Here is a 17,274-nt window from a genome sequence, read left to right as displayed (position 1 = left end):
TCCTTCAAGGGGCGACCGTCGCTTCTAAGCGCAGGAAGCCCCTGCCGCCTCCGCTCGGAATCGTCGCCCGGTTGAGGCCGTCTGCTCCTGCCGTGGAAGCTACGGGAGTGAAGGGTGGCACCAGCGAAGTCGAGCTGGCTGCCTGCAGCGTGAAGAAAGCCGAGCTTGGCAAGCGCTTCGGATACGCCAGTTGCAGCTGGCTGCCTCCCGATACCAGCGAGGTGCGGATCAGGTCGGCATCTTGGATGTTCGGATTCAAGCCCGTGGCAAACTCCACTCCCGCCGGAATGCCGTCGCCATCGGCATCGGAATTCTCCAAGCCTCCGGTCAGTCCGAAGCCGGTCATCCAGGAAGCGAAGTTCATGTTGGCCTGCGTGGATGTTTTCTGCAGCGCTGTTACCAACATCTCGGTCGCAGAGAGCGGGGCGACCTCGCTTCCGTAGCGATTGTTGAAAGCGCGAACGATGATGTTCGCGATCTCGAGCTGCATGTTCGTGTTCGGGTGGAAGTTCGCGCTCAATTGGCCATTGAGCCAAATGTAGTTGAGATCTCCGGTTTTGGACCCCGAGTTGTTGAACGGAATGCCATGGATACCGTAGGAGCCGGAACCCAGCAGCGGAAGCGTCGGCGTGAAGATGTCAGCGAATCCCGCACCATGCTCGTCAGCCACTGTCTTCAGACGCGCATTGAGATCCGCCAGCAGCGCCGTCACGCGTGGCGTTTTCACCGGATCCGTTGGCGAGGTGGACTTGATGTCGGGCGTGATCCCGATGTGTGGCACGGCGACCACCACGATGGGAATGTTTGGATTCAGCGTGCGGATCCGGTCGAGGATTGCATCTGCGTCATTGATAAAGTCATCAGCGAAGGTGCCGGCCGAACCGCCGTTGTAGACCGTCCCGTAAATTCCGCGGACGTCATTGCCCCCGATGAAAAACACCAGGCGCTCCGCACTGCTGGTGATCTGATTCACCATCTCCGCATGGTTGAAATGAGTCGCGTCGCTGAAATTGGAGAAATCCAAAGCGGTAACGACCGCTTCGAAGTCATCGCTTTCCGCCAGTAGTTCCGTGAAGGTAGCCTCTCCCAATACGAAGCGCCGCATGGCATCGACCTTGAGGCCGGGGATGGCCCAGTTGTACTCATTGCGGAAGAAGATGGAGCCGAGTCCGAACTGAAGCGTGAGGTTCTTGCGCGCGCCTTGGTCGAAATAGGCGTTTCTATAGTTCGTAGAAGAAAGCGTCTCGATCCAATTCCGGACCGTGTTCGGCATCCCGTCCCCATAAACGGTGCCCAAGACGTTCTTCTTGAAGCCGAATTCACCTTCGTAGGCGAAGGTCAGGGAGTCTCCGAGAGTCACGATCTGCTCGGCGGCTAGCAGAGGCCCCTGCAGGGCCAGAAACAAAGGGAGAAGGGGGAGTTTCATGGCGGCATTCATAGCGTGTCGAAGCAGGGAGTCCAGCCTGCCGCGCTGCGCGGAATCGCGGTGGAATCGTCATGGACGTCACGGCGCTTTTGCCCGACCCTTTCCCGCATGGCGAATATCGGCGAGCGCGCCACCCTGACGATCCTGCGCGAACAACCCTTCGGACTCTTCCTCGATGCCGGGGACGAGTTGGGGGAAGTGCTGTTGCCGCGCCGCGAGATGCCGGTGAAATGGAATATCGGCGGCGAAGTCGATGTCTTCCTCTACCACGACTCCGAGGATCGTCCTGTGGCGACGATGAAACGCCCGAAGGTGATGCCCGGCGAATTCGCTTACCTTGAAGTGCTTTCGATCAACGCCGTGGGAGCCTTCCTTGACTGGGGCCTGCCAAAGGACCTCCTTCTGCCATTCCGCGAGCAGAAGGAACGCTTGGAGGTCGGCAAGTCCTACGTCGTCCATGTGCATGTGGATGAAGCCAGCGGTCGCATCGTCGCCACCCGCCGGCTGAACAAGTACCTCAACAAGACCCTGCCGAAGTATGAGGAAGGCCAGGAGGTGGACCTGATGCTCTACGGCAAGACTGAACTAGGCTACAAGGCGATCATCGAAGGCCGGCACAGTGGCGTGCTTTTTGCGAACGAAGTCTTCCGCCGACTGCGTGCCGGGGAAAAGACCAAGGGCTACGTCGTGCAGGTCCGGCCCGATGGGAAAGTGGACCTTTCCCTCTATCCCCCCGGTCGCGCGAAGATCAACGACCTCGAAAGCCGCATCGAGGATGAGCTGAAGAAGCGTGGAGGCTTCATGGGCTTGAATGATTCCAGCCCGGCCGAGGCCATTCACCAGGTGCTCGGAGTGAGTAAGAAAGCCTTCAAGCAGGCGACCGGTGCGCTCTTCAAGAAGCGGAAGATCAGCATCGGCGATGATGGCATCCGCCTCACTGAATGACCGCTTCTACTCGACGACGTCGAGCGCGATGGAAGGATTTGTAGGATACTGGAAATCGATTCGGAAGAACCCCCGCCCACCGAGAATGCGGAAATAACGTCCAGGTGGATCACCCAAGCCCAAGCCTCCGTCCGGGGAAGCATTGTTCCAGCGCAAGAGATCTGAACTACGACGCATCTGGTAGTTCAGTCCGCCCACGGAATACGGCAGCGACGGCCGGTCCCAGCGCATGGCGGCGAAGGTGGTGCTCGTGTTGGTGAAGGTCGTCCGGCTCATCACCAGTGCTGGCCGGCTGCTTCCGGAGAGGGGATTTCCGCCCATCCCGAATTCGCCGAGGTTGCTCAGGCCGTCGCCATCGGGGTCTTCCTCCGGAAGCCACTGGGTGAAGGCGGCGCCCCGGCTGGCGGCCCACAATTCATAAGCGCCGGCGCGATCGACAAACACCGCACCCCCGTCCGCTGCAGCGAGGTCTGACCAAGGCGCGGCGGAAAGGCTGAGCAGAGGCATCGCTCCCACCGCGCTGCCTACGGCATCCCCCGGTGAACCCTCGCGGGTGCACATGAGGGTGAAGGCAGGCGGCGAAGAGAGCACCGGGATGTCGTAGGAGAAGGTCTTTCCGGAAGAGCCGAACAGAGGATTCCCGATGACGATTCGTGCGCCACTGATCGCCACCGCGGTGCCGAAGCCATGGCCTTCCGCGGCCGTGCCGCCGAATGGCACAATGTCCTCCCAGGCTCCGGAAGCATCCAGTCCGAAAAGGTAAGCCTTCCCCGGTACGGCGGGAACATCGCCGGGTGCCCCTACCACCACGGTTTCCTGCGTCGCGTTTGCCCCGAGTGCGGCGGGAAATCCCGGCGGCGATCCGGCAGGAGCCGTTTTGAAGGAGACCTGCCCCCAGTTCTCGGTTCCTCCCTGGTTTGGAGCGTGGGCGAAAATTTTTCCCGTCGCCGTACCCAGCGCGGGCAGGGTCGCGCAGAGCAGGTCATCCGTGAAGGCGACCGAGGTCCCGAAGCCGGGATGTGTCTCCCCGGCGGGGCGCGGGATTTTCTTTCGCAGGCCCCAGTTGTTGGTGCCGCCGAAGCCTTGATCGAAAATGAAGACCGCGCCTGCGTTGGAGCCTGCATCATCATCGCCGGGAGAGCCCACCGCCAGGTGATTGTTCTTCCATAGGGAAACACTGCTTCCGAAGTTATCAGCGGAATCGAGGGGAGAGGCGACCACCCGCTTGGTGGCCGTCGTTGGGCCCGAGTTGAACAGCCTGAAAAGATAAACCGCACCGCGATTGGAGTTTTCTCCGGGCGCGCCGACCGCCAGCCAATCTTCACTACTGCTGCCTTCGATAACGGCCACGCTCTTTCCGAAATTGGCACCCGCTGTGGGAACATTGGCTTGGAAGCGACCGACTGGAATCCAGACCGAGTTGCCGGGCGTAGGAACGCGATACCATACCATCACGCTGCCACTTCCGATCCCTGCGGCACTGTCGTCCGGCATGCCTACCGCCACGAAGCCTCCGGAGACCGCCATCGACCTTCCCATCCTCGCCGCCGATTCCGGACCCTTCAGGGTCTGCTGCAATTGCCAGCCATCGGCGCCGCCGGTGCTACGACGGTGGACAGAGGCTAGCCATAGCGCGGAAAGATTGGCGGTCTGAGGGGGACCGAAGCCGTAGAGGAAATCCTCTCCAGCGAAGCCCATGCCAATCGCCGGGCCGGCAAAGAGCGCGGGTCGCCTCACCGTGAAGTCTGCGGCATGCGTCCAGTTTTCGGCGCCCCCTCCTACCCCGCGGAAGATCCACGCGTGGCACTGCGGAGGGTTCAAGGTGCTGAGTGTGCCGATCGAAGGCGTCCCCATGACCCCGAGCCAGCCGGTGGTCGTGTCGACCTGGGCCTGCAAGGTTTCGATCTCCGATAGGGGAACCGTGATGAGCGTGCCAGAGGCACCCCACTGGTTCGCGCCGCCTGCATTCTGGCTGAAGACATCCAGCCGGGTATTCGCTCCTTTGCGAGTGGAGGTGGCGAATCTTGATCCGTTTAAGGCGACGCTCAGTCCCAGGGAATCGACTCCAGCACCGGTGGCCGTGATTTCTTTGGCGACATTCCAGCTTCCGGGTAATCCCAGATCCCGCTCATGGATGCGGACGCAGCCCTCCGTGACAGAGCTGACCGCCAGGCGGCTTCCGCTCAGGGAGAAATCGGAGACCACGCTTTCCCGGCCGACTTGCACGAGATCCGCGGTGTCATTGATGGTGATCTGTTTTGTCAGGTCCCAATCCGCGGCGTTGTATTCGTAAATCCGCACCAGATTGCCGCCGGGAACGACCGAGCCCTGGGTGTCTACCAGGGCCACCAGCCGCTCCCCATCGAGCGCGAGCTTCTTGACCGCGTAGCCGAGAGGGACCGCGGCCACGCCGTAGAGACTCCAAGTGCCGGGCCCGGATCGGAAATACAGGTCGATCTGGCCCGTCCTCGCGATGGCGAAATGGGTGCCCTCGCGATTTAGAGCGACCGCGGTGTAGTTGCCGTTGAGCATCTGGACCTCGGACCACGTGCCGGTGGCGGCATCACGCTCATGGATCAGGGCGGTGGAGCTTGGCAGGGCGATGACTACGGCGGAATTGCCCGCCGCGGAAAGATTCACCTGTCGGGTCTGCGAGGAGGGCAGCAGCGTGGCGTCCGGGTAGGGACGCGCTACTTGGGCCATGCTGGGAAGGGCGAGCATTGCCGCCAGCGCGGAGAGGACGCGCAGAATGCAAGGGAGAGCTTTCATTTCAGCATCTCCAAAATAGTAAACCGATACCCGGCTGTCGATTCCGATGCGCTCACCCCGGCCGCGGCGGTGACAAACTCCATCCGCTCCTTTGGAAAGATGCCAGGGTTTCATCCCGTCCATCCTTCCGGAATCCATGAAACTCGCCGCGCTCCTTTGCCTCCTGCCCCTTGCCGCACTTCACGCGGAGGGACCCTATCCCGTCGATCCCGCCTCCCTTCGTCAGGAGGGAGTGCCGAAGGGAGTGACAACCAAGCACTCTTTTTCCGGCAGCAAGATCTACCCCGGAACCGAGCGCGCCTATTGGCTGCACGTGCCCGCACAATACGATGCCTCCAAGCCAGCCTGCCTGATGGTCTTTCAGGACGGCGGTGGCTATGTGAGCGAAAACGGCGCGAACAAGATCCCGATCGTTTTCGACAACTTGATCGCGAAGGGCGAGATGCCCGTAACCATCGGCCTCTTCGTCGATCCCGGCGTGGTCCCGGCCCAGAACGGTGAGGCCCAGCCGCGTTTCAACCGCAGCTATGAATACGATGCCTTCAGTGCCGACTACGCCCGTTTCCTGATCGAGGAGCTGATCCCGGTGGTGGCAAAGGACTACAACGTCAGCACCAATCCCGATCATCGCGCGATCTGCGGTGCCTCTTCGGGTGGCATCGCTGCATTCAATGTCGCGTGGCAGCGCCCGGATGCCTTTCGTCGCGTGTATTCGATGATCGGAACCTACATCGGGCTCAGGGGTGCAGACGAGTTTCCGGTCTTGGTGCGCAAGACCGAAACCAAACCTCTCCGGGTTTTCCTGCAGGATGGATCGAATGACCTGAATATCTACTGCGGCGACTGGTGGGTGGCGAATCAGGACATGCTCTCCGCGCTGAAGTTCTCCGGCTATGAAGTGAACAATGAATGGGGCGAGGGAAAGCACTCCCATGAGCACGGCGGTGCGATCATGCCGCAGGTGCTGCGCTGGCTGTGGAAGGATTTCCCGAAGCCGGTGGAGACTCACTACGATGAATGTCGTAGCCGGATGAAGGAGATGCTGGTCGCCGGTGAAGACTGGCAACTGGTCAGCGAAGGTCACGGCTTCACCGAAGGTCCGGTTCCCGGACCGGATGGCAGCGTCTTCTTCACGGATATCCCGAAGAATCTCATTCACCGCGTGGCCGCCGATGGCAGTGTCTCCGTCTTCCTTGAGAATACCCGGGGCACGAATGGCCTCGCTTTCGGTCCCGATGGTCGCCTCTACGGCTGTCGTGCAGGCAGCGGTGAGATCGTCTCATGGGACATCGCGACGAAGGAGGAGAAGATCCACGCCAAGGACATCAAGGCGAATGATCTCGTGGTCGCGAATGACGGCACCATCTACGCCACTGAACCGCCGAAGAAAGCCGTGTGGATCATTCGTCCTGGCCAGGAAAAGGTGATGGGCACGGATCGCTGCAATGGCGTGAACGGCATTACGCTCACGCCGGATCAGACCGGCGTGGAGATTGCCGATCCCTCCGGTCGCTACGTGTGGGCCGCGACACGTCTGGCGGATGGCTCGCTTGCGAATGTTCAGCCTTATCATCACCTGCATCTCCCGCCCGCGGATCCCGATCCGCGCAGCCGCGCCGATGGCATGACCATGACCCGTGATGGCTGGCTGCTTGTCGCCACGGCCATGGGTGTCCAGATCTGCGATCAACCGGGACGGGTGAACTTCATCATCCCGCCACCACCGGGCGCGCGCTTCCCTTCAAACCTTTGCTTCGCCGGACCGGACCTGAAAACCCTCTACGCCACTGCTGGCGACAAGGTCTTCAAGCGCCAGACGAAACTCACCGGCGTTCTCGCCTGGGAAAAGCCCGTCATGCCCCCGAAGCCAGGGCTCTGAAGGCCTAGTCGGCAGCTACCTCGATCGCCCCGATCCTCTGCCTCGTCCACGTTGCTTCTTCCTCGAAGCCATTCGCCGTGTAAAACCTCAGCATCTCGCCATACCGCTCCACTGGATTGAACCGGACCGCATAATATAGTTTTCGCAGGCACACCGGGCACAGGTTCATGGGCGTGGCATCCGCTTCCTCCAAGTGGTTCGCCCCGTTCATGTTGCACTCGTAGTGGATGCAGTGGCGGATGCCGAACATGTGCCCCATTTCGTGAGTAAGGATTTTCGTCGCACGGCGCAGGACCAGCTTCTCCGTCCCGGCGTTAGCCTCGCCGCCTGACCACTTGGGATGGTAGCGGGCAAAGCTGAATATTCCCACACGTTCTCTCAAGGAAGCCTGCCCGAAGACAAAGTTCCACGCTTCGTCCGGATAGAGGTCGGTCATGGTCACCGCGATCATCGCGTAGCCGTCAGAGGGGAGCTTCTTTGGCAGCCAGTCGAGAATGTCGGTGCTCTTCCACTGTTTCTTCCCCTGATTCGTTCGCTCCTTGGCAGGCACCGCTGCATCCGAAATGACAGGGAGCATCTCGACCTTGAGGGGATGGTAATAGGCTGCCGTGTAGCTCTTGAGCTTCTCCAAGTCTGGCGCAATGCCCTTCTCGAACTCCCCGATCGGCAGGATGTAGAGTTTCTTCCGCACCGATCCCGGGATGTTCGGCCGCGATGCGAGATATTGGTCGAAGGTCTGGCCGGGTTCCTCATGCTGCCCCAGCCAGTCGAAGCCGGTGGGCTCGCTCTTCGGCTTGAACTCTCCTTGGTCGCTGAAAGCCCGCCGCAGTTTGGGTGAAAGGCTCAGCAGCGACCCCGCAGCGGAAGTGCGCCGGGCCTTGTCCGGCACCTCGAAGGCCATGAGGGCGACGCCGAACGACGCGAGCAGGGTAGCGAGGGGAAACCACATTCGGAGCGGAACCATCCCATTCATTCACCGCAAAGAATGGTGGATGTCGATGGGATAAGAAGAGCTACTTTTTCCTCCCGCGTCCCGCCTTCGGGTAGGAAACCTTCTGCTTCGGTGCCGAAGCGGCCGGAGTCCCGTCCTTCAGCGCATTGATCTGATCCCGCAGGTGGGCGGCGCGCTCGAACTCCAGCTTCGCGGAAGCCTCGAGCATCTCCTTCTCCAGTTCTGCGATGACACGCACCTTGTCGTAGGCTTCCTCGTCCTCAGCCACTAGCGAGCTGCTGAGCTTGTCGGCGGCTTGGCGCTGGTTCGAGTAGAGCTGCAGGCTTTCCTGCACCGCACGCTTCACGCTCTGTGGCGTGATCCCGTGCTCCTCGTTGTGCGCCATCTGCCGGCTCCGGCGATACTCCGTCACATCGATCAGGCGCTGGATGGAATCCGTCACTTCATCGCAGAAGAGCACGCACTGCCCATTGAGGTGGCGGGCGGCGCGCCCAGCTGTCTGGATCAAGCTCGTCTCGTTGCGGAGGAAGCCTTCCTTGTCCGCATCCAGGATGCAGACCAGCGAGACTTCCGGAAGGTCCAGTCCTTCCCGGAGGAGGTTGATGCCCACGAGAATATCGAAAGCAGCGGCGCGGAGCTGCCGCAGGATCTCCACACGCTCCACCGTGTCGATGTCCGCATGGATGTATCGCACCTTCAAACCGGTGCCTTGGAGATACTCGGAAAGATCTTCCGCCGTCTTCTTGGTGAGCGTTGTGACCAGCACGCGCTCGCCTTTCTCGACACGCTGGCGGCACAGCTCGATGGTTTCATCGATCTGATGTTTGAGTGGTCGCAAGAGCAGCGTCGGGTCCAGAAGCCCGGTAGGTCGGATAATCTGCTCCACGACCAGGGCCTTGCCAGCTTTCCCGGGATCGAAGGCATCCACCGGTTCGGCGCTGCCGCTCGGTGTGATGCGTAGCTTCTTGAGATCGATGTGCGTGAAGCCACGGTCATCACCCCGTCCCTTCACCGGGATGTAGCGCTTGTTCTCCGGACGGGAGTTCACGATCTCGAAAGGCCCCGGCGTCGCGGAGACATAGAGACGCTGCTTCGTCATCTGCATGAATTCGTCGAAGCGCAGCGGCCGGTTATCCAGCGCGCTGGGCAGGCGGAAACCATGGTCCACCAGCACCGTCTTCCGGCTTTTGTCGCCTTCATACATGCCCCCCACCTGTGGGATTGTGACGTGGCTTTCGTCCATCATCAGCAGGTAGTCATCCGGGAAGAAATCCAGCAGCGTGTGCGGACGTGAGCCCGGCGGGCGTCCGGTGAGGTGGCGGGAATAGTTTTCGATCCCCTGGCAGAAGCCCATCTCCTGCATCATCTCGATGTCGTAGTCGGTCCGCATGCGCAGCCGCTGGGCCTCGATCAGCTTGCCCTCTTTCTCGAACCACGCCACGCGCTCCTCCGCCTCCTTGCGGATCTCCACGATCGCCTTCTTCATCTTGTCGCCCGGCGTGACGAACTGCTTCGCCGGGAAGAAGGTGTGCTTGTCCATCCGGTCGATCGCCGCACCGGTCAGCGTGTCGATGCTGGTGATGCGGTCGATCTCATCGCCGAAGAACTCCACGCGGATTGCGGTCTCATCAAGGTAGGCAGGATGAACCTCGACCACGTCCCCGCGCACGCGGAACTTGCCGCGTCCGAACGCGATGTCATTTCGCTCGAAAAGAATCGCGACGAGCGATTGCAGGAAATCATCGCGCCGGATCTGCTGGCCTACCCACACCGGCACCATCATGCCCTCGTAGTCATCCGGCGAACCCAAGCCGTAGATGCAGGATACCGAGGCGATCACGATCGTGTCCTCGCGCGTCAGCAGCGATCCCATCGTCGAGAGGCGTAGGCGCTCGATCTCGTCGTTGATCGAGGAATCCTTCTCGATGTAGGTGTCCGTCCGCGGGATGTAGGCCTCCGGCTGGTAGTAGTCGAAGTAGGAGACGAAGTATTCGACCGCGTTGTTCGGGAAGAAGTTCTTGAACTCGGAAAAGAGCTGCGCCGCCAGCGTCTTGTTGTGGCTCATGATCAGCGTCGGTTTCCCGATCTGCTCGATGATGTTCGCCATCGTGAAAGTCTTCCCTGATCCGGTAACGCCCAGCAGGGTTTGGTGGACATTGCCCGCCCGGATCGACTTTACGAGCTTGGCAATCGCTTGGGCCTGATCGCCTTGTGGGGAATACTCGCTGGAGAGTTTGAAGGGCATCCGGCCCCTGTGTAGCCCCGGAAGGGCTCCTCCGCAAGGGGCACCCTCAGGCACGCTTGCTTCGCATCGCCAAGACTTGGTCGATCGCGGAGTTTTCCGCGAATTTTGCGTATTCCGACGATCCGGCCGGGTAGGCCGCGATCTTGCCCATCTCATCGAAATGGAGGCCCCAGCCGTATCGCTTTGGCAGCGCGGAGGTGCGCAGGCAGGGAATGGGCTTGGCCCGCAGGCGCGTGAGGATCTCCTTCTTCGTCTCTCCGCTAGAGGGCTCGCGGCGTAGCTCGCCCTCAGCAATCAATTCTTCGTGCGAGTAGGAGTAGGGTCTCTTCCGCAGCAGTTCGAGATGGATCGCATGTACCGGCTTCTTCCCGCCGCGGCTGGGCGGCTCGATGCCTTCCTTTTCAGGGCAATCCTGGGCGAGCCGGATGAAGGTGTTTTTGTAGCTCATCGCGGAGCAGATCGGTGTCTCTTCACCTGCTCGAGGATCCACGGGCGGATCTGCTCCAGATCAGGATCCTTCTCCGCCATCGCGAGAGCTGGATCCGGCTCTTCGGCGAAAGCTTGGGAAAGCAGAGTGCAGGCTTCGGCGAAACGTTCCTGCACGCAGGCGTAGCAGGCGAGATTGTAGAGCATCAGCACATGCCGCGGATGTCCCTGTAGCCCGGAGCGCAGGATGATCTCCGCCTCCACGATCGAGCTTGCGCGCCGCTGGGCATAGGCTGCTTGAATCCACCATCCGGGATCGGACGGCTCCCGTTCCAGCATCGGCAGGCAAATCTCTGCGGCCGCCGTCCAGTCCTGCAGCCGGAAAAGCGCATCCACCTTCAGATGCAGCGCCGGAGAAAAATACGCCGACTCCGCGGGCAGGGAGTCCAGCTCGGAGATGGCGTCTTCCGGCATCCCGAGTTCCAGGAATCCCATGGCACGCTGGCAGGCTGCGATGGCTTCGTCAGTCACCCCGCCATCATCGCAGGCCGGGAAAACTTGGCAATACGCGGAAACGTTAGGCACCGAGAAAGGCCGCGGCGCGTTGCTCCGACCAGTATTCCCCGGAACTCGTCGAAAATCCCACATGGCCTCCGTCCTCCGGCGCCTCGAAATGGAAGCACTCGCTCGCCGCGGCCTCCTCGTGCGGAAAGCAGCCGGGGCCGAGGAAGGGGTCATTGGCCGCGTTCACCAGCAGCGTGGGAATCCGGATCTTCGGGAAGAATGGCCGTGAACTACTACGAGCCCAGTAATCCTCCGCATCGCGGAATCCGTGCAGGGGGGCCGTGAAGCGGTCATCGAATTGCTTGAAGTTCCGCACCCGGGAAATCCCGGTGAGGTCGATCTGTTCCGGAAAGCGCGGCTTCTTCTCCTCCAACTTCTCCCGCAGCGATCTCAGGAAGCGGTCCATGTAGAGGCGGTTGGTCCGCGATGACAGCCGGACCGAGGAACACGCGAGGTCACAAGGCACGGAAAAAGCCACCGCACGATGAAGCCGCGGCGAGACTTCGCGTTCGCCCAGATACTTCAGGGTCATGTTCCCGCCGAGGCTGAATCCCACGAGGTCGATCTGCGGAGCGGAGTGGACCTTCAGCGCATGGGTCACCACATGATGCAGGTCGCCGGAGGCCCCGCTGTGATAGAAAGGGAGCAAGCGGTTCGACTCCCCGCTGCAGCCGCGGTAGTTCCAAGCGAGCACATCCCAGCCGCGGCGCTGGAGCGCGGCGGCCATTCCTTGGATGTAATGCGCGCCGGAATTCGCCTCCAAGCCGTGCGATAGGATGACGAGCCGTGGATTGCCCTGCGTGGACCAGTCCAGATCCAGGAAGTCGCCGTCCGGTAGTTCCAGCCGTTCGCGGCGTTTCGTGATCCGGGGCACGCGCCGGAACAAGGCGGGGTAAATCGTCTGCAAGTGACCGCCGCGGAGGTGGGCGGGAGCACGGTAGCTGGACGGAACGATCGGCACGACACCGCTCCTTTAGTCGCGCTTCCCGCGCCGATCAAGGGTGGGGACCACCGGCAGGGATCGGCAGATCGGTCCGATCTGGTTAGCTTCGGGCCATGACTTCAACGCGCCACAATCCTCACGAAATCCACCCGGCGAAGCTGAGTGCCGCAAAATCGAGCCTGTTAATTTTCCTGTTTTATCAGGCGTAACAGGCGGGCAGAGCGAAGCCGCGGGTCCTGCGGATTCCTCATTTTTGGTGATCTGGACGCTCCCGCTCGTGCCCGCTCTTGCGTTCGCCGCATCTTCTTTCCTTGGATGGCCCATGGCTTTTACGCTCCACCCGCGGCTCGCAGCCGGCGGCTTCGATTTCGGCAGCTCTCATGGCTGCCGAATCCTGCTGAAGAACAATGCGATCTTTCCCTGGTTCATTCTCGTTCCCGAGGTGGAAGAGGGCATCGAGGACCTGCACCAGCTCGACGACGCGTGCTATGCCGAGGTCACGAAGGCGATCCGCTTCTTCTCGCAATTCGTCTCCGCTCACTTCAAGCCGGAGAAGCTGAATGTCGCTTGCATCGGCAATCAGGTCCGCCAGATGCACATCCACATCGTGGGCCGTTCCTCCGGCGATCCGGCATGGCCGGGTGTCGTCTGGTCCTTCGATGGAAAGGAAGCCTATGCGGACGAAGCCGTGGCGGAGATCCGCCACGCCCTCGCCAGCTACAGTGGCTCCGTCGCCTGATCGGCTTACTTGCCCGCGACCACCAGCGGCGAGGCATTCACCGGATCGCCCGCACGCAGCATTGCGTTCGGGCTCACGATGACTTGGCTCTCTGCTTTCAGCTCGGCAGAAGTCACCTCCATCTGGGGACCGAGGTTGCGGCCGGGAAGCACGTCGATGAACTTCACCTTCCCGTCCTCGACCAGTGCCACCGTGGATTTGCCTTCGCGCAACACGAGGGTGTTGTTCGGCAGCAGGTAGGTGCCCGGCGCTGGCATCAGCTTGAAGCCGACCGTGCCGGTGAGGCCGGCGGGCAGCGTGAAGTCCGCATTATCCAGCAGCAGCTCCACCCGCATCGTGCCGGTGGCGGTATCGAAGGACTTGCTCGAGCGGCTCACCTTCGCTGGGAAGCTCCGGCCGGGCAGTTCGGTGAAGCGTACCGCGGCCTCGGTTTCGGGAGTCAGCCGCAGCGCGACGTCCGGCGTGGCGCCGACCGCGAAACGCAGCTGGTTGATCCGCATCATCTGGAAGGCCCACTCGGCGGTCGTCGAGGAATCGCCGCGCACGAAATCGCCGACATCGATCCGGCGGCCGGAAACAGTCCCGTCGAAAGGCGCCCGGACGATCCCGAACTTCTGCAATTCTTCCAGACGCGAGACTTCCGCCTTCGCTACCCGCACGGCGGCTTCGAGTTCGGCAGCCGAGGCTTCGCGTTGCTCGGATTCCTCCTTGGACACCGCTTTCGCTTCCGCCAGCCCGGCCGAACGGTTGGCCGTGCTGCGCGCGATGTTGGCGCGGGCAACTGCTTGGTCCACCGAGGCCTTGGCCGATTCCAACTCGCGCTCGATTTCGGGAATGTCGATCACCGCCAGCGGATCGCCCGCCTTGACGCGATCCCCGATGTCCACTGGGCGCTCTTTGACGGTGCCCGTCGCGCGGGAGAAGATGCGCGCTTGCTCCACCGGCTCGGTCCGGCCTGGCAGATCATAGACGCGGGCTTGGGTCGCAGGAGAGGGCGCCACCGTGCGAACCGCCAGGGGCTCCTGGGCAAGCAGTGCCGGAGCAGTCAGCAGGGAAATGAGAATCGTGCGGGAAGTCATGGCAGGAAAAGGGATGAAATTGGATCAGGAAGGTTCGGCGATCACGTCGGCATCGATCACCGGTTCGTCTTGCTTGGCTCGCTTGTGCCGGCCGCGCACGAAGGCGAAGGCTACCGGCACCACGAAGAGGGAAGCCATGGTGCCGAAGACCAAGCCTCCGATCACGGCGCGACCGAGCGGCGCGTTTTGCTCGCCGCCCTCGGCGTGGCCGAGCGCCATCGGGATCACCCCGAGGATCATCGCGAGCGCGGTCATCATCACCGGGCGGAGACGCGTGGTTGCCGCTTCGACCGCGGCCTCCCATGCAGTGGCTCCTTGGTCGTAGCGATCGCGGGCGAAGCTGCTCACGAGCACGCTGTTCGCCGTCGACACGCCGACCACCATGATGATGCCCATCAGGGCAGGCACGCTCAGTGGCGTGTTGGTGACCCACAGGCCGAAGAGGGCGCCGGAGACGGCCACCGGCAGGCCGCTGATCGCCACGAAGGGCAGCGTCCAGGATTGGAAGTTCACCACCATCACCAGAAAGACCAGCACCGCGGCCAGACCGAGACCGCCGATCAGCTCCGAGTAGGCGGAGGTCATCAGCGCTGCCTGGCCGGTGAGCACGATCTTGTTGCCCGGCTTCTGCTTGGCGCGCAGGCCGGTGGCGGGCACGGCTTCCTTCTTCTTGGACGGATCGGCCGCCACGGCTTCCTTGCCGATGATGTGTTCGAGATCCTTGGTCACGCTGCCGAGGTCGCGGCCATACACGTTTGCCACCACTGTGAAGGTTGGCTGCATGGTCGTGCGGGAGACACTCGCGGGTGCCCGCTTCTCCACCACCGTGGCAAAAGCGCGCAGCGGCACCGGATCACCGCTCCCCACGGAAGGGCGGATCGGCAGGTTGAGCAGTTGGTCCACCGATACCAGATTGGATGGCGGGGCGATCACCTGCACGTCGTAGGAGGCGCCGGTGGCAGGGTCCGCCCAGTAGTTCGGGGCGATCGAGCCGCCGCTACCCAGTGCCGCGAGCATCGCGTTCGCGGCATCCTGCTGTGTGATCCCGAAGGTTGCGGCACGAGCGCGGTCCACACGGATCGCGTAGCCGGGCTGATCCAGCACTTCGCGAAGGGTGACGTCCACGGCACCCGGGACTTTGGCGAATTGTTCCTTCAGCTCCTTGGCGAGCGCCAGGTTGCCCGGAACGTCCCGGCCGGCGAAACGGACTTCGAAGGTCGTGGGCGCGCCGGAAGCGAGCGTCTGGCTCGTTGCGTCCGCCGGTCGGAAGAAGGATTGGATGTCCGGGAATTTCTCCGCGAGCATCGTGCGGATCTTCTGCTCGTACTCGCCGCTCGGTCCGTGCTCGCCGTGGAGCTGCACCAGCACCTCGCCATCGGCGGAACTGATCGAGGTGGTTTCCACCCAGGCCTGGTTCACGGAGGAAGGCGCACCAATGTTTTCGACAATAAACTGCAGCTCGTCCTTCGGGATAATGCTGCGGATCTCACGCTGGATCTCCGCCATCTTGCGAGCGGTGTCTTCGATCCGCATGCCGCTCGGGATGCGGATGAAGAGACGGATCAGGCCGGCATCGGTCTTCGGGAAGAATTCACGCCCGGAGTGCAGCGCGGAGAACACGCCGATCGATGCCGCGATGAAGATCGGGATCAAGATGACCACCTTCCAGCGCAGCAGGAAACTCAATACGCTGCCTTGCTTGTCGGCGAGCTTGTCCACGCCGTGTTCGATCCCGTGATGGATCATGCCGAGGCCACGCGGCTTCTGCCCCTCGCGCTTCTTCTCCGCACGGGCTTCGGCGGGAAGAATGATCGAGGCCAAGGTCGGAACCAAGGTGCGGGCGAGCAGGTAGCTCGAAATCATCGCGAACACCACCGCCAGTGCCAGCGGGCGGAAGACGTAGGATGCCGTGCCGCTCAGCAGGAAGATCGGCAGGAATACGATACAGATCGAGAGCGTGGAAACGAACTCGGGGAAGGCCACCTCCTTCGCACCATCGATGATCGCGGTGCGCACGTCCTTCCCGAGCGAGATCTGCCGCTTGATGTTTTCGATCTCCACCAGGGAGTTGTCCACCAGGATACCGATCGCCAGCGCGAGGCCGCCGAGGGTCATCAGGTTGAAGGTCGCGCCGACGAGGTTCAGGCCGATGATCGAGCAAAGCAGCGCCAGCGGGATCGAGGTCAGCACGATCAGGGTCGAGCGCCAGGAGCCGAGGAAGAGCAGGACCACCAGGGCTACCAGCCCGCCCACCAGCAGGATCTCGTGCTCCACGCCATTCACCGCGGCGCGCACGAAGACCGATTGGTCGAAGATCGGCTCGATCCTCATCCCCGGAGGGGCCGAGGCTCGGATCTCATCCATGCGCGCGAGGATGCCGTCGATGATGTCCACCGTGGAGGCGTTCCCCAGCTTGAGGATGGAAATCATCACCGCGTTCTGGCCGTTCAGGCGTGCGATGTTCGAGCTCACTGCCTCGCCGTCGCGAACGTTGGCCACGTCGCGCAGCAGGATGGTGCGTCCGTCCACGGAGCGCAGCGGGATATCGAGGAATGCTTGGATCGTCTCGGGGCTGGCGTTCAGCTCCACCGGCAGTTCGCGGCCTCCTTCGCGCAGGGAACCGGAAGGCAAGGTGAGGTTTTGCCGGCCCACCACGGCGCTCACTTCGGCCGCAGACATGCCGAAGGCATTCAGTGCTTCCGGATCAAGGTCCACCATCACTTGGCGCGCCGCACCACCGTAGGGCAGGGAGATGCGCATCCCAGGCACGCTCTGGAGCTGGGCTCGCAGGGCCAGGCGCGCGTAATCGAAGAGCGCCCCATCGGTCATCGTGTCCGACGAGATCACCAGCTGGATGATCGGCACGCTCGAGGGACTGGTCCGCACGATCAGCGGCGGCGTGGTGCCGGGCGGCATGCGCCGGATGATCGTCTGGGAAACCGAGGTGGTCTGTGCCAGCGCCGTGTTGATGTCCACGTAAGGCTGGAACTTCAGCTTCACCAAGCCCACGCCGTTCGAGCTCTCCGACCGCACTTCCTGCAGGTCGTCGACGTTGTTGAGGACGGCGATCTCGGAGAAGGAGCTGATCTTCGCGGCCATTTCGGCGGCGTTCAGACCATTGTAGTTCCACACCACCATGATCTCGGGGCTCTCCACCTTGGGGAGGATGTCGGTAGACATCTTCCGCCCGGACATTACGCCGAAGAGGAGGATCAGAATGCCGAGAACACCGATGGTGTATTTATAACGGAGTGCAAAAAGAACGATCCACATGACCTTTGGGGCCCCTGCCCGGAGCGGGCGAATG

At 62.1% G+C, this 17,274-nt stretch carries 12 protein-coding genes; 3 read left to right on the top strand and 9 right to left on the bottom strand.

Translation table 11 applies throughout. The features are described 5' to 3' along the window. Positions 1-4: 4 nt before the first annotated feature. Entirely contained in the window at positions 5-1,426 is a 1,422-nt protein-coding gene (locus HHL09_RS09110) for an SGNH/GDSL hydrolase family protein (RefSeq protein WP_169454246.1), read from the bottom strand. Between the two features lie 15 nt (positions 1,427-1,441). Here HHL09_RS09110 and HHL09_RS09105 point away from each other — a divergent pair, with 15 nt between their 5' ends. Beyond that, on the top strand, positions 1,442-2,371 hold the full coding sequence (locus HHL09_RS09105) for a CvfB family protein (protein WP_205761009.1): 930 nt from the start codon (positions 1,442-1,444) through the stop codon (positions 2,369-2,371). A gap of 6 nt (positions 2,372-2,377) precedes the next feature. Here HHL09_RS09105 and HHL09_RS09100 read toward each other — a convergent pair whose 3' ends face one another. Further along, positions 2,378-5,140, bottom strand: coding sequence for an FG-GAP repeat protein (locus HHL09_RS09100; RefSeq protein WP_169454245.1), 2,763 nt, complete (start codon positions 5,138-5,140; stop codon positions 2,378-2,380). A gap of 136 nt (positions 5,141-5,276) precedes the next feature. Between HHL09_RS09100 and HHL09_RS09095 the strand changes: the two genes are divergently transcribed. Continuing rightward, the gene (locus HHL09_RS09095; protein ID WP_169454244.1) at positions 5,277-7,019 is read left to right on the top strand and encodes an SMP-30/gluconolactonase/LRE family protein; all 1,743 of its coding nucleotides are present in this window, start codon (positions 5,277-5,279) and stop codon (positions 7,017-7,019) included. A gap of 4 nt (positions 7,020-7,023) precedes the next feature. Here the strand turns inward: HHL09_RS09095 and HHL09_RS09090 are convergent, their stop codons facing one another. From HHL09_RS09090 to HHL09_RS09070, 5 genes are all read right to left on the bottom strand, one after another. Beyond that, the gene (locus HHL09_RS09090; RefSeq protein WP_169454243.1) at positions 7,024-7,968 is read right to left on the bottom strand and encodes an archaemetzincin; all 945 of its coding nucleotides are present in this window, start codon (positions 7,966-7,968) and stop codon (positions 7,024-7,026) included. 64 nt (positions 7,969-8,032) lie between these two features. Continuing rightward, complete coding sequence (locus HHL09_RS09085) at positions 8,033-10,216, bottom strand: excinuclease ABC subunit UvrB (protein ID WP_169454242.1); 2,184 nt, start codon at positions 10,214-10,216, stop codon at positions 8,033-8,035. A gap of 46 nt (positions 10,217-10,262) precedes the next feature. Further along, positions 10,263-10,664 (bottom strand): DUF6157 family protein, encoded by a 402-nt coding sequence (locus tag HHL09_RS09080; protein WP_169454241.1) that lies wholly within the window; start codon positions 10,662-10,664, stop codon positions 10,263-10,265. Then, positions 10,661-11,227 carry a tetratricopeptide repeat protein gene (locus HHL09_RS09075; RefSeq protein ID WP_169454240.1) on the bottom strand — a complete coding sequence of 189 codons (567 nt, stop codon included), beginning with the start codon at positions 11,225-11,227 and terminating at the stop codon, positions 10,661-10,663. The genes HHL09_RS09080 and HHL09_RS09075 overlap by 4 nt, the downstream gene beginning before the upstream one ends. Beyond that, complete coding sequence (locus HHL09_RS09070; RefSeq protein WP_169454239.1) at positions 11,220-12,167, bottom strand: YheT family hydrolase; 948 nt, start codon at positions 12,165-12,167, stop codon at positions 11,220-11,222. Before HHL09_RS09070 ends, HHL09_RS09075 begins: the two co-directional genes overlap by 8 nt. Positions 12,168-12,471: 304 nt before the next feature. On the opposite strand from HHL09_RS09070, the gene HHL09_RS09065 reads away from it, so the two are divergent. Then, positions 12,472-12,888: an HIT family protein gene (locus HHL09_RS09065; RefSeq protein WP_169454238.1), complete on the top strand. Its 417-nt coding sequence runs from the start codon at positions 12,472-12,474 to the stop codon at positions 12,886-12,888. A 5-nt stretch (positions 12,889-12,893) separates the two neighbouring features. Here HHL09_RS09065 and HHL09_RS09060 read toward each other — a convergent pair whose 3' ends face one another. Both HHL09_RS09060 and HHL09_RS09055 read right to left on the bottom strand, forming a co-directional pair. Then, on the bottom strand, positions 12,894-13,967 hold the full coding sequence (locus HHL09_RS09060; RefSeq protein ID WP_169454237.1) for an efflux RND transporter periplasmic adaptor subunit: 1,074 nt from the start codon (positions 13,965-13,967) through the stop codon (positions 12,894-12,896). A gap of 24 nt (positions 13,968-13,991) precedes the next feature. Then, complete coding sequence (locus tag HHL09_RS09055; RefSeq protein ID WP_169454236.1) at positions 13,992-17,240, bottom strand: efflux RND transporter permease subunit; 3,249 nt, start codon at positions 17,238-17,240, stop codon at positions 13,992-13,994. Positions 17,241-17,274: the final 34 nt, after the last annotated feature.

It is taken from the genome of Luteolibacter luteus (assembly GCF_012913485.1).
Lineage (GTDB): Bacteria > Verrucomicrobiota > Verrucomicrobiia > Verrucomicrobiales > Akkermansiaceae > Haloferula > Haloferula lutea.
This window is presented reverse-complemented; position numbering and strand designations above follow the sequence as displayed.

Coding starts and splice junctions, on each gene's coding strand:
- HHL09_RS09110 (WP_169454246.1), bottom strand. CDS start 1,426: ATGAAACTCCCCCTTCTCCCTTTGTTTCTGGCCCTGCAGGGGCCTCTG.
- HHL09_RS09100 (WP_169454245.1), bottom strand. CDS start 5,140: ATGAAAGCTCTCCCTTGCATTCTGCGCGTCCTCTCCGCGCTGGCGGCA.
- HHL09_RS09095 (WP_169454244.1), top strand. CDS start 5,277: ATGAAACTCGCCGCGCTCCTTTGCCTCCTGCCCCTTGCCGCACTTCAC.
- HHL09_RS09090 (WP_169454243.1), bottom strand. CDS start 7,968: ATGTGGTTTCCCCTCGCTACCCTGCTCGCGTCGTTCGGCGTCGCCCTC.
- HHL09_RS09085 (WP_169454242.1), bottom strand. CDS start 10,216: ATGCCCTTCAAACTCTCCAGCGAGTATTCCCCACAAGGCGATCAGGCC.
- HHL09_RS09080 (WP_169454241.1), bottom strand. CDS start 10,664: ATGAGCTACAAAAACACCTTCATCCGGCTCGCCCAGGATTGCCCTGAA.
- HHL09_RS09065 (WP_169454238.1), top strand. CDS start 12,472: ATGGCTTTTACGCTCCACCCGCGGCTCGCAGCCGGCGGCTTCGATTTC.
- HHL09_RS09060 (WP_169454237.1), bottom strand. CDS start 13,967: ATGACTTCCCGCACGATTCTCATTTCCCTGCTGACTGCTCCGGCACTG.
- HHL09_RS09055 (WP_169454236.1), bottom strand. CDS start 17,240: ATGTGGATCGTTCTTTTTGCACTCCGTTATAAATACACCATCGGTGTT.